Source organism: Streptomyces sp. NBC_01750, from assembly GCF_035918095.1.
Classification (GTDB): Bacteria; Actinomycetota; Actinomycetes; order Streptomycetales; family Streptomycetaceae; genus Streptomyces.
Genome location: NZ_CP109137.1, coordinates 3,482,159 through 3,495,717, shown reverse-complemented (window position 1 = coordinate 3,495,717; position 13,559 = coordinate 3,482,159). Strand labels below are relative to the sequence as shown.

4 protein-coding genes are annotated in these 13,559 nt (G+C 67.0%); all 4 read left to right on the top strand.

The window, feature by feature from the left end; all coding sequences use genetic code 11:
* Window positions 1-84: 84 nt before the first annotated feature.
* The 4 genes from OG966_RS15665 (at window position 85) to OG966_RS15650 (ending at window position 13,558) form a co-directional block, all read left to right on the top strand.
* Window positions 85-1,359, top strand: a complete 1,275-nt coding sequence (locus tag OG966_RS15665; RefSeq protein WP_326650246.1) for a serine/threonine-protein kinase — start codon at window positions 85-87, stop codon at window positions 1,357-1,359.
* A 38-nt stretch (window positions 1,360-1,397) separates the two neighbouring features.
* Window positions 1,398-2,507 carry a peptide chain release factor 2 gene (gene prfB / locus OG966_RS15660; RefSeq protein WP_326650244.1) on the top strand — a complete coding sequence of 370 codons (1,110 nt, stop codon included), beginning with the start codon at window positions 1,398-1,400 and terminating at the stop codon, window positions 2,505-2,507.
* 359 nt (window positions 2,508-2,866) lie between these two features.
* Window positions 2,867-6,445, top strand: coding sequence for a LamG domain-containing protein (locus OG966_RS15655; RefSeq protein WP_326650242.1), 3,579 nt, complete (start codon window positions 2,867-2,869; stop codon window positions 6,443-6,445).
* A 159-nt stretch (window positions 6,446-6,604) separates the two neighbouring features.
* Entirely contained in the window at window positions 6,605-13,558 is a 6,954-nt protein-coding gene (locus OG966_RS15650; protein ID WP_406731843.1) for a polymorphic toxin-type HINT domain-containing protein, read from the top strand.
* The last annotated feature ends 1 nt before the right edge of the window (window position 13,559 follow it).

Here is a 13,559-nt window from a genome sequence, read left to right as displayed (position 1 = left end):
GCCCGGCCCTTTTCCTGGCTGGGGGTCCGGGGGTCGTCCCCCGGGTAGACACAGCGGGCAACGCCAGCCGCTGAGGGAGCAGTCTTGGCACGGAATATCGGCAGCCGGTACACGGCCCACCAGATCCTGGGGCGGGGCAGCGCCGGCACGGTGTGGCTCGGCGAGGGACCCGAAGGGCCCGTCGCCATCAAGCTGTTGCGCGAGGACCTGGCCTCTGACCAGGAGCTTGTCGGGCGCTTCGTCCAGGAGCGCACGGCCCTGCTCGGGCTCGACCACCCCAGGGTCGTCGGCGTCCGCGACCTCGTCGTCGACGGCAATGACCTCGCGCTCGTGATGGACCTCGTCCGCGGCACCGATCTGCGCACCCGCCTCGACCGGGAGCGCCGCCTCGCCCCCGAAGCGGCGGTCGCGATCATCGCGGACGTCGCCGACGGCCTCGCCGCGGCCCATGCCGCCGGAGTCGTCCACCGCGACGTCAAGCCGGAGAACATCCTCCTCGACATGGAGGGCCCGCTCGGCCCTGCCGGGTCGCACCCGGCGCTGCTCACCGACTTCGGCGTCGCCAAGCTGATCGACACCCCGCGCCGCACCAAAGCGCTGCGCCCCCCGGGGGGACATGCCCCGAACCCCCCGGGCATCATCGGCACGCCCGACTACGTCGCCCCCGAGATCGTCGAGGGCCTGCCGCCGCGGGCCGCGGTCGACATCTACGCCCTCGCCACCGTCCTGTACGAGCTTCTCGCGGGCTTCACACCCTTCGGCGGCGGCCACCCCGGCGCTGTCCTGCGCCGCCATGTCACCGAGACCGTGGTCCCGCTCCCCGGCATCCCCGACGAGCTGTGGCAGCTCATCGTCCAGTGCCTGGCCAAGGCCCCCGCGTCCCGCCTTCGCGCCTCCGAGCTGGCCGCCCGCCTCCACGACCTGCTCCCGCTGCTCGCGGGCATGCCGCCGCTGGACGTCGACGAGCCGGACGCCGAGCCGCCCTCGGAGCCGTACGAGGACGTGACCCCTGCCACTCCCGACGAGCCCCGCCGCCGCCGCGGCGCCGTCCCGCTCGTCCCCGGCGCCGCCTCCGCCGACTCCAACCGCGACACCCACACCTCGATGCGTGTCCCGGCCCCGGACGAGCTGGCGGGAGGCGCCCGTGGCACGGCGCGCGCACCCCGCAGCCCCGGCCAACGTCGCCCGGGCTCGGCCCGCCACAAGTCGGACGCCGTGCGCAAGCGCCGCATCACCCTGGGCGTGGCGGCACTGGTGCTGGCCGCGGCGGTGGGCGTCGGCGGCTGGCTGGCCACGAGCGACGACGGTACGCAAGCGCCGCCGCAGGACTCGAAGCAGTCGGCACCCTCCGAACCCTAGGGGGTCGGCGTGTCGCGCCCAGCCGTTACGCTGGGGGCGTGGCAGTCGTCGATGTATCCGAAGAGCTGAAGTCCCTCTCCTCGACCATGGGGTCGATCGAGGCCGTCCTGGACCTCGACAGGATGAGGGCAGACATCGCTGTGCTCGAGGAGCAGGCCGCGGCACCGTCCCTCTGGGACGACCCGGAGGCGGCACAGAAGATCACCAGCAAGCTTTCGCACCTCCAGGCCGAGCTCCGCAAGACCGAGGCGCTCCGTGGGCGGATCGACGACCTGGGTGTGCTCTTCGAGCTCGCCGAGGACGAGGACGACGCGGACACACAGGCCGAGGCCGAGTCCGAGCTCGCGGCGGTCCGCAAGGCGCTGGACGAGATGGAAGTCCGCACGCTCCTGTCCGGCGAGTACGACGAGCGCGAGGCGCTGGTCAACATCCGTGCCGAGGCCGGCGGCGTCGACGCCTCCGACTTCGCCGAGCGCCTGCAGCGCATGTATCTGCGCTGGGCCGAGCGTCACAACTACTCCACCGAGGTCTACGAGACGTCGTACGCGGAAGAGGCCGGCATCAAGTCGACCACCTTCGTCGTGCGGGCGCCGTACGCCTACGGCACGCTCTCCGTCGAGCAGGGCACGCACCGGCTGGTGCGCATCTCGCCCTTCGACAACCAGGGCCGCCGCCAGACGTCCTTCGCCGGCGTCGAGGTGCTTCCGGTCGTCGAGCAGAGCGACCATGTCGAGATCGACGAGTCCGAATTGCGCGTGGACGTCTACCGCGCCTCAGGACCCGGTGGTCAGGGCGTCAACACGACGGACTCCGCCGTGCGCATCACGCATATCCCGACCGGCATTGTCGTCTCCTGCCAGAACGAGCGCTCCCAGATCCAGAACAAGGCGAGCGCGATGAACGTCCTCCAGGCCAAGCTCCTTGAGCGCCGCCGCCAGGAGGAGCAGGCCCTCATGGACTCCCTCGGCAAGAGCGACGGCGGCAACTCCTGGGGAAACCAGATGCGTTCGTACGTCCTGCATCCGTACCAGATGGTCAAGGACCTGCGTACGGAGTTCGAAGTGGGCAACCCCCAGTCGGTACTTGACGGCGAGATCGACGGCTTCCTCGAGGCGGGAATTCGCTGGCGCAAGCAGCAGGACAAGTAACCGCACACTCGCCGAGCCACGGCGCCGGGTCCTTCGGGAGTCGGCGCCGGCGGTGTTTCCGGTGGTGGTCGGTGATCGAATTTGAGCCAACCTCCGGCATGGGGAACATGTCGGTCGGCCGAAATCTCGGCCTTCCCGGGGTGTGGAACCAGCCACGTCGTTCCGACGTGAGGGACTCGCCCTCCTAAACCTTTGACGTGTGCAGGCCGTAACGGAGAGCATGCGGCAGGCTTGAGAACGTTTGTTCTTATCGGGGTGGGGGACGGGGAATGTCTGCACATGCCTTGAAAAGGTGGCGCCGAAGAACCATCACGGCGTCCCTGGTCGGGACGCTTGCGTGGGCCGGGATGCCGGTGCTCATGTCCGCTCCGGCGCATGCCGCCGGTCCGTCGGCCAGTGCGGAGCAGAGAGCACTCGCCCGTGCTGCTGAAACGGGCAAGCGCGTCGAGGTCGTCGGCGCGCGTACCGAGTTCGCCACTACGTACGCCAATACCGACGGCTTCACCTTCCGGCTCGAACAGTCGGCGGTCCCGGTCCGGGTGAAGAGCCGGGGCGGCTCCTGGGTCAAGCCGGACGCCACGCTGGAGAATCGTTCTGACGGGACCGTCGCGCCGAAGGCGGCAGCAGTCGACCTGACATTCTCGGGTGGCGGCACCGGCGCCGGCCTGGTGAAGATCGCCCGCGACGGCAGGACCCTGGCGTTGGGTTGGCCGGGCCGACTGCCCGAGCCCGCGCTCGACGGCAACAGCGCCGTGTATGCGAACGTCCTCCCGGACATCGACCTGCGGATGACGGCCACGGTCGAGGGCTTCCGCGAGGTTCTGGTGGTCAAGACGCCCAAAGCGGCTTCCGACCCGGAACTGAAGAAGATCACGTTCTCGGCGAATGCCACCACGCTGAAGCTGTCTCCGACCGAGGGCGGTGGAATGACGGCGGTGGACGCCAACGCCACCGAGGTGTTCTCCGCTCCTCCCGCGATGATGTGGGACTCGTCGGGCAAGGCTTCACCGGCGGCCGGACCGGCTGCCTCGGCACGGGCAGCGACGACGAGGCCCGCCGCGCATGGGGACCGCACCGCCGGACCCGTCCCAGGAGATGAGACGGCAGATCTGCCCATCCAGGTGGGTAGGAACGCCATCAGCCTGGCCCCTGACGCGAAGATGCTCAAGGAGACCGACGCTTCGGCCTTCCCGCTCTACATCGACCCGACGGTCAGCTGGGGCGAGGCGGAGCGGACCTTGCTGCGCTCGGACGGGTACAGGTTCTACAACTTCGACAACCAGGACGAAGACGGCGGTGAACGGGGCAAGGGCGTCGGCAAGTGCGGCACATGGGGCGGCTACTACTGCGGCCCCGGCTATGTGCAGCGGCTCTACTACGAGTTCTCGCCGGCCAATCTTGCGGGCAAGCACATCCTGGGTGCGACCTTCCGGGTGACCGAACCCTGGGCGTTCCAGTGCGATCCGCGCTGGGTGGATCTGGTCCGTACGAACAACATCTCCTCGTCGACGGCATGGTCCAGCCGCCCCGGCGAGCTGGATCTGATGGTCGACAGGAACGTCTCGGCAGGCCGGGGCTCACTCTGCGACCCAGACACCCCGGACGCTCCCATCGATTTCGCGGACAACGCGGACGAGACGAACGAGAACCTCACGGCGACGGTGCGCAACTTCGCGGCGGGCAAGTTCGCACGGCTGACGCTCATGCTCAGGGCCCACGACGAGGGGGATGCCAGCGCCTGGAAGCGGTTCAAGAACGACGCGACGCTTGTCGTCGACTACGTCGGTAAGCCCAACTACCCCACACCGTTCGGCTTCGTCACGGGAACCGGACTGTCCTGCTCGACGAAGATCGATAATCCTGGGACGATCAGCGACCCCACGCCACAGGTGTCGGCCACCGCGCGCACCGTGGTCGGCGGGTCACCCGAGGCGCAGCTCCGGGTCCGTTTCCAGGTGCAGAAGCAGACCGGCACGACGTGGACCGCGCTTCCGGACTTCATGTCACCGACATCCGGTTATCTCGGTACGGGGCAGGCGACCAAGCCCTCGGTGCCGCAGGCACTTGAGGAGGGGCCTCTCTACCGTGTGCAGGCGTGGACGAGGTCGTACTGGAACAACTTCGGGAACTGGCTGACCTCGCCCGGCAGTGTGGCCTGCTACTTCAAGGTCGACAAGTCGGCCCCGAAGGCGCCGACGGTGACGCTCAACTCCACATACACGCCCTGCACCACGACGGCCTGCGCACCGGGCGGCGGTCCGGGCACATCGGGCTCCTTCACCTTCTCTCCCGCGACCGGTGACGGGAACAATGTCGCCTACGAATACAAGCAGTCGACCGAAACGGTGTGGAGAAAACCGAAGAACACCGGCGCGAGTGTGACAGAGATGATCACGCCGCAGCTCCCTGGTACGTACCAACTGGAGGTACGGGCCAGGGACAATGTGGGCCGCCCGGGTGCGTCGCAGGTGGTGTCGTTCCTGGTACGGGAAGGAGCGGGGCCCGTCGGCCGATGGCATTTCGACGAGGACTCGGGCCAGGCCCTGGACTCGTCGGCCACGGACGCCGCCAACCAGGACAACGCGACGCTTTCTGCCGGTGCGGTTCGCGACGACCGAGGGCGCCGAGGGGAACTCCGTTACGACGCTCAGGGCAATCCGCTGGAGACGCCGAAGCAGGACAAGGGCCTGCAACTCGACGGTGCAACGGGATACGCCGCAACGTCCGGGCCGGTACTCGAGACCCGGTCGTCCTACACGGTTTCAGCATGGGTGCGACTGAACCCCTCGGCCACCAAAACCGTTACGGCCCTGAGCCAGCAGTCATCCACCAGCAGCCCGTGGGATCGTCAGTACAGCCCTTTCATGGTGTCCCACGGAACCTCGGGCTGGAGAATGCGTGTGCTGTCGACGTCGTCCGTTGGCGGTTCGAACGCGCATGAGATCAAGGCGAAGCAGTCTGTGCCGAAGGGGGTCTGGACGCACGTCACTGGAATTCATGATGTGGCTGCCCACACGGCCAGCTTCTACATCAACGGTCAATTGCAGGGAACGATCAGTACTGGTAACGCCTGGAGCGCGGACGGCCCGTTGCAGATCGGCCGCCTGATGTACGGCGACGTCTACACAGACTACTTCGCCGGATCCATCGACGAAGTCGCCGTCTGGCAGCGCGCCTTGGAGCCCGAAGAAGTTGCCAGAGAAGCCCGCACCCTGTCCGGCACGTCCGGTCTCCCGGACGTCGAACTGGTCGGGAGCTGGAACGCCGAGGGCGCGAGCGGCACCACTGTCGCCGACACGACCTCCGGCTACGGGCGCACCGTGTCATTGGCCGGCGGCGCCACGCTCGATGGTGAGTCCATCGTCCTGGACGGCTCGGACGGTGCCGCGACCACCGCAGGCCCCGTGGTCGACGACTCCGCGTCCTTCACTGTCACCACCACTGTTCAGCTGGACAAGGCCAAGTTGCTGACCAAACAGGCCGGATACGTCGGGCAGGTCGCCGGACAGCGCACCGCCGACGGCTCCTCCTGGGGCCTCTGGTTCGAGCTGACCGGCACGAAGACCGAGGTCGACGACGACGGCAACGAGCACACCGTGCCCGTCGGCTACTGGCGGTTCGGCCGCGTCAACAAGGACGGCACAAGCACCTGGGTCAGCTCCGACGAGGACGCTGCTCTCGGTTCCCCCGTCCGCCTGACCGGCATCTTCGACGCCCTTTCCGAAGACGGCCCCGTCATCCGCCTGTACGTCGGCCTGGAACAGAACGACAGCGACAAGGCCTACTCCGCCCTCGTCGGCTCGGGCGACCTCTCCGTGGGAAAGGGCTACAGCTCCACGGCCTGGGGCCACTTCCTCCCCGCGCGGATCGGTGAGGTCCGTCTCTGGGCAGGAGCCATGGCCGGCAAGGACCAGATCAAGGCCGTGATGGGCGACTGACCGCCCGGCTCCGGGTGGGACCACCACATCGCGTTCCGCGGCAAGTGGTGGTCCCACCCGGACCGGGCGATCGGGCCATCGCGTTCCGCAACGCACTTCTTGAGCTGCATCGGCGCGTACGTACGGCTGTGCGTACGCGACATCATGGGGGTTGGGGTCATGGGCAGGGGTTCAACAGCACGTCACAGACGCACCAGAGCGCGGGGCTGGGTGGTCACGGCCCTCGCGGCGGTCCTCGCCGTGCCGGCCGGGCTGAGCCCCGTCGCGCAAGCGGCACAGGCGGCCGACGGCGGTCCAGGCCGCCCCGTGGTTCCCAAGCCGCGCGAGGGCAAGGTCAAGGAGCTGAGCGCCCCCGGTGCCAGGAAGGCGCGCGAGCGAGTGGCCCAGGAGAGGGCCGGCAACGCCTCCGATGCCGCCAGGGCCTCCCAGCAGCAACGTGCCCACTGGCCGGGCCCCGGGACCGCCACGATGTCGCTCACGGGTACTAGCGCGCGAGCCACGGTGGGTGGGATCCCCGTGACCGTCAAGACCGGCATGTCTGCCAAGCCTGCCCGTACTGTCGCCGGCCAAGCCAGCATCAGCGTCCTCGACCGCAAGACCACCAAGGCGGCCGGGGTGCGCGGTGTCCTGCTCACCGCGCAGACGAACCAGCCCGGCAAGGCCGAACTGACCGTCGACTACGCCTCCTTCGCCTCCGCCATCGGCGGCGGCTGGTCCAGCCGACTGCGGCTCTCGCAGCTCCCCGCCTGTGCGCTGACCACGCCCAAGCTCGCCAAGTGCCGCACGCTCACCCCACTGAACTCCCGCAATGCCGTGCGCGCCCAGAGCCTGTCGGCCGCCGTGAGTCTGGCCGCCCCGACCGTGCTCGCCGTGACGGCCTCGGGCCCCGGGCCGTCCCCCTCCGGAGCCGGTGACTACTCCGCCACCCCACTCGCCTCCTCCTCGACCTGGGAGGCCGGCGGATCGTCGGGCTCGTTCACCTGGTCGTATCCGATGGATGCCCCCAAGGCCGCCGCGGGTCCGTCACCGTCCCTGAATCTGACGTACGACTCGGGCAGCATCGACGGCCGCACCGCCGCGACGAACAACCAGGGCACCTCGGTCGGCGAGGGCTTCGACCTGTCCACCGTCTCCTACATCGAGCGAAATTACGGCTCGTGCGACAAGGACGGGCACGACAAGCAGTACGACCTGTGCTGGAAGTACGAGAACGCCTCCCTCGTCCTCAACGGCAGGTCGACCGAACTGGTCAAGGACGACATCACCGGCAAGTGGCGACTGAAGAACGACGACGCGTCGACCGTCGCCTACGGCACGGGCGCCGCCAACGGCGACGACAACGGTGAACACTGGACCGTCACCACCGGCGACGGCACGAAGTACGTGTTCGGTCTCAACAAGCTGAGCGGCGCAGGCACTGAGCGGACCAACTCCGTATGGACCGCTCCCGTCTTCGGCGACGACACCGGCGAGCCCGGATACACCCAGGGCGACGCCTTCGGCGACCGCTGGCTGAACCAGGCCTGGCGCTGGAACCTCGACTACGTCGAAGACACCCACGGCAACGCCATGTCGTACTGGTACACGGCGGAAACCAACCACTACCGCAGGAACAAGGCCGGCACCGCCAACGCCGCGTACACGCCGGGCGGCTATCTGAACAAGATCCTTTACGGACAGCGCTCCGACACGCTCTTCACCGCCGAGGCGCCGGGCCGGGTGAACTTCACCTACGCCGAACGCTGCACGGTCTCCAATTGCTCCCCGCTCGGCGACGACACTTCCAAAAACTGGCCCGACATCCCCTACGACGCCATCTGCGCCTCCGGGGCCAATGACATCGACTGTCTTGCCGAGAGCCCGGCGTTCTTCTCCCGCAAGCGTCTCACCAAGATCGACACCGCGGTGTACTCGGGTACTGCCTATACCCCGGTCGACTCCTGGGCGTTCACGCAGAACTACGCGGACAACGGCGACATCGCCGACTCCTCCGACCAGACGCTCAGGCTGGACAGCATCCAGCGCACCGGTCACACCGGGACGGCCATCACGCTCGATCCGGTGTCGTTCACGTACCTCAAGCGGCCCAACCGGGTCGCCGGCGGCACTCAGCCGGGCGGAGGCAACATCCTCCCGCTCACCCGCCCTCGCGTGAGCACCATCACATCGGAAGCCGGCGCCATCACGACGGTCACGTACAACGACCCGGAGTGCGTGCGCGGTTCGCGGATGCCTGCCGCGGAGGACAGCAACGCCGAGTCCTGCTATCCGCAGTACTGGAACATCAACGGCGCGACGGACGCGACGCTGGACTGGTTCCACAAGTACCGCGTCACCGCCGTGACCACCGCGGACCCGTCCGGCTCCGGCGAACTGGTCGAGAACGCGTACACGTATGAGGACCCCGCCTGGCACTTCAACGACAGCCCCTTCGTCGCCGCCGACGAGCGCACCTGGTCCATCTGGCGCGGCTACCAGAAAGTCACCGTCCAGACCGGCGCCTCCACCGGTACCCGTTCCCGGACCGTGACGAGTTACCTCCAGGGCATGCACGGCGACCCCCGGAAGGCGGGCGGCACCCGGAGTGTGAACGTGCCCGGCATCGACTTCAGCGGGCTGGACGTTCCCGACGCCGTCGACGCGGACCAGTACGCCGGTTTCACCCGCCAGCAGATCACCTACAACGGCGGCAGCCCCGTCGGCGTCACGGTCAACACCCCCTGGTCGGCCAGGACTGCCACGCAGCACAAGTCGTACGCCGACATCGAGTCGTACTTCGTGCGTACCGGGACCCAGTCCACGCACACCTACCTCACCGTGCCCAAGACCTGGCGCACGGCGAGGGCGATCGCTAAGTACGACACCTACGGCATGGCGTACGAGGTCGACAACACGGGCGACATCGCGGACGGCAACGACGACACATGCACCCGTACCTGGTACGCACGCAATGACGCGAGAGGCATCAACAGTCTGGTCTCCCGCACTCGTACGGTCGGCCGTGTCTGTGCGATCGCGGAGGAAGACCTCAAACTGCCCGCGTCGGCGGCCACACGCGAAGACGTCCTGTCCGACACCGCGATCGTCTACGACAACGCCGATGCAACTGCCTGGTCGACCGGCCAGACCCTCACAAAGGGCGAGGCGACCTGGACCGGCCGTGCTTCCGCCTATCCGGCCACCACGACGGGTGGCGAACGCCACCCGTCGACCTGGCAGACGATGGCCAAGGCCACGTACGACACTCTCGGCCGTCCCCGCAGGGTGACGGACACGGCCGGCCGGCCGACGACAACGGACTACACCCCGGTCGGCGCCGGAATCCTCACGAAGACGATTGTCACCAACCCCAAGACCCACAAGACGATCACTTTCCTCGACGGCGTGCGCGGACTGCCACTGCGCACCTACGACGCCAACTCGAAGAAGACCGAGCAGACGTACGACGGTCTGGGGCGCCTCACGGGAGTCTGGCTGCCGAACCGCAGCAAGGACGGCGGCCAGTCGGCCAGCATGACCTTCGCGTACACGCTCAAGCGAGGCGTGGCCCCCTCCATCGCCACCTCGACGATCAAGTCCTCGGACACGGTGACGACGTCGTACGCGATCTTCGACTCGCTGCTCCGCCCGCTGCAGACACAAAGTCCGACACCGAACGGCGGGCGTCTGCTCACGGACACGCGATACGACTCGCGTGGCCTGGCCTACGAGACGTACGCAGACATCTACGACACCGCCAAGACACCGAACGGCACGTACGCCCGTGCCGAATACGGAGGTGCGCCCAAGCAGATCGCCACCGTCTTCGACGGTGCCGGGCGCGCCACGAGCAGCAGCTTCCATGTCTTCGGTGTGAAGAAGTGGACCACGACCACGAGTTACACGGGTGACTCCACGGCGACGAGCGCGGTGAGCGGAGGACAGGCCACCCGGGTCATCACCGATGCCCTCGGCCGTGCGGTCGAGCGCCGTGAGTACGCGGGCCCAGATCCCGCCGATGCCGCATACGGCGGCGGTCTCGGCGTCCCGTACACCTCCACGTCCTTCACGTACACGCGCGATGCCCAGCAGGACACGATCACCGGACCGGACGGTGCCAAGTGGTCCTATACCTATGACCTCTTTGGCCGTCAGGTCAGTGCGACGGACCCGGACAAGGGCACTTCCAAGACCGAATACACGGCCTTGGACCAGGTCGACTGGACCGAAGACTCAGCGGGCAAGCGAGTGCTCTACGGCTATGACGAGCTCGGCCGCAAGACCGGCCTCTGGTCCTCTGCCCGTACGGACGCCAACAAGCTTGCAGCGTGGACCTTCGACACCCTGGCCAAGGGATACGGAGACAGTTCCACGCGCTATGACGGCGGGGCGACCGGCAAGGCGTACACGAAGAAGATTGTCACCTACGACACCCTCTACCGGCCCACGAAGACACAGCTGCTGCTGGACGCCAACGAGCCGCTCGTCCTGGCCGGTGCCGCACAGACCAGTTACACCTTCGAGGGTGCCTTCAACCTCGACGGCACTGTGCAGAACTCCACCGAACCGGCGGCCGGCGGACTACCCGCGGAGACGATCGAGAACCGCTACACACCCACCGGCCAGCCGACCGCCGTCTACTCGGGAACGTCGGGCTACTTGCAAGGTGCGAGCTACAGCGAGCTGGGGCTGCCACAGCAGCTGACGCTCGGAGTCTCCGCATCGGCGGAAGCCAAAATGACGTACGTCGACAACCGGTACGAGCCGGGCACGGACCGTCTCACCCGCTCCTTTGTGACGACGCCTCAGACCGCTCCGTACAAGCCGCAGGATCTGAGCTACGTGTACGACGACGCGGGCAATGTAACGAAGATCGCCGACACCCCCAATGCGGCGCCTGCGCTCGCGACCGACATCCAGTGCTTCGCCTACGACGGTCAACGCCGTCTGACGGAGGCGTGGACGCCGTCGACGGACGACTGCACGAGCAAGACCCTGGGCGGCCCGGCGCCGTACCGGAACGGCTACACCTACAACACAGCCGGCCAGCGGGCCACCGAGACCGTGACTCCCGTGACCGGCGCCGCGACGACCACCAACTACTGCTACACGAGCACGTCTCAGCGCCACACGTTGACTGCGACGAAGAAGACGCCGGACTGCACGGGTGTCACGCCGGGCTACGGCTACGACAAGACGGGAAACACCACCAAGCGCTCGGGCCCGACCGGCGTCACCCAGGACCTGACCTGGAATGCCGAAGGCAAGATCGCCACCCTGGCCGAGGGGGCGAAGAAGACGAGCTACCTCTACGACGCGGAGGGCACGCTCCTGATCCGCCGGGCTGGCGGGGACGGGGAGAGCGTCCTGTACCTGGGCGCGACGGAGATCCATCACAAGGTCGCGGGCACGTCGAAGAAGACCTGGGCGACCCGCGCATACGCGGCGGGCCCGCAGACGATCGCACTCCGTACGAATGAGTCGGGCACGTCGAAGCTCTCGTTCCTGGCGGGCGATCACCACGGCACGGGCAGTCTGGCGCTGGATGCCACAACTCAGGCGATCACCAAGCGCTTCACGACCCCGTTCGGCGCTCCGCGCGGGGGAGCGGTGGGAACTTGGCCGGACGACAAGGCGTTCCTCGGCAAGCCGGCCGACACTACGACGGGCCTGACCCACATCGGCGCCCGCGAATACGACCCCGGCATCGGTCAGTTCATCAGCGTCGACCCTGTCCTGGCTCCTGACCAACATCAGTCCCTCAACGGCTACGCCTACGCCAACAACGCGCCGGTCACGTCCTCGGACCCCAGCGGCTTGTTCTGCGACGGATGCAGTGCCAACGCGGACAACTCGGCGTGGCAGCCATCCCACGGCCCGGGCTGCACTACCGAAGGCTGCTACGACACTTCCGGCAACATCACCAGCGGCGGCGGCACCGAAAGCACTGGCGGAACAGCCAGTGGTGGCGGTGGAGGCACATCAAGCGACGGCCAGCCGATGATCGACGGCATCCGAATGCCCCCGTACAAGGAACTGAGCAACTATGCGGCTGGATATGCCGACCAGGATACCTATGGCTACCGGATAGAGAAGTGGGCCAAGAATAATTGCTCTCGGCCTGATGGGCCTAGTTCCAACTATGTGGGCTTCTGCGGCACGGCGAAGGCGGCGGGGCTGCTGGAAGTCGGTGACGATCCGTTCGGAGTCAAGGTCGTCGGGCGGTGTGTTTTCAAGGGAGAGAATTGCGGCGAGGCTGCGGTCACCGTCGGGCTCTATCTCGTTGGTGCAGGAGTGGAATGGGCAGCAGCCAGAAGAGCCGCAGCGAGTTCGATCGCAGCCAACGGGGAATCCGGTGCGATAGCGAAAGCTCTGAGTGGGTGTAGATGCTTCCTCGCCGGCACTGACGTTTTGATGGCTGATGGTTCCGTAAAGGTCATCGAGGATGTCAGACTCGGTGATGAAGTGCTTGCGACTGATCCCGTGAGCGGAAAGTCCGGGAAGCGTAAGGTAACCCGCCTCATCGTCACCGAAGCTGACAAGCACTTCAACGAACTGACGATCTCGACTGAGGACGGCCCGAAGAAACTCACCGCCACGCACGAGCATCCCTTCTGGTCACCGTCTGAGAAGCAGTGGGTCGAAGCTGGCAAGCTCAAGCCTGGCATGAGACTGCTCACGGATGACGGCACCACCCTCGCTGTGGCGGGCAATCGCGCCTTTGCCAAGCATGCTCGGACCTACAACCTCACCGTGGACGACCTGCACACGTACTATGTGCTGGCAGGCGAGACTCCCGTCCTCGTGCATAATTCAAACGGTTTCTGTGGCGTGGAGGTCGGGAACGGCGCGTCGCTGGATAATCTAACGGGGTCGGAACGAGCCAGAATCCAAAATGCGGCCGACCGTATCGGCCATCCCATATCTGTTGTGGGAAGTCGATCCATTGGGAAGGCTGGGCCTGAATCCGATTGGGACTACGTGATCACCGGCATCAATAGCAGGACGAAGCATTCCGTGAAAAGCTCTCTACCTCAAGGCGCAGTCGAGCTTGGCTACGGCAGGCGATACGACATCTTCACTAGCGAGCTGGCTGAAGGTGCTCCCTACATTACGTTCCATCCAAGGGGGTAGG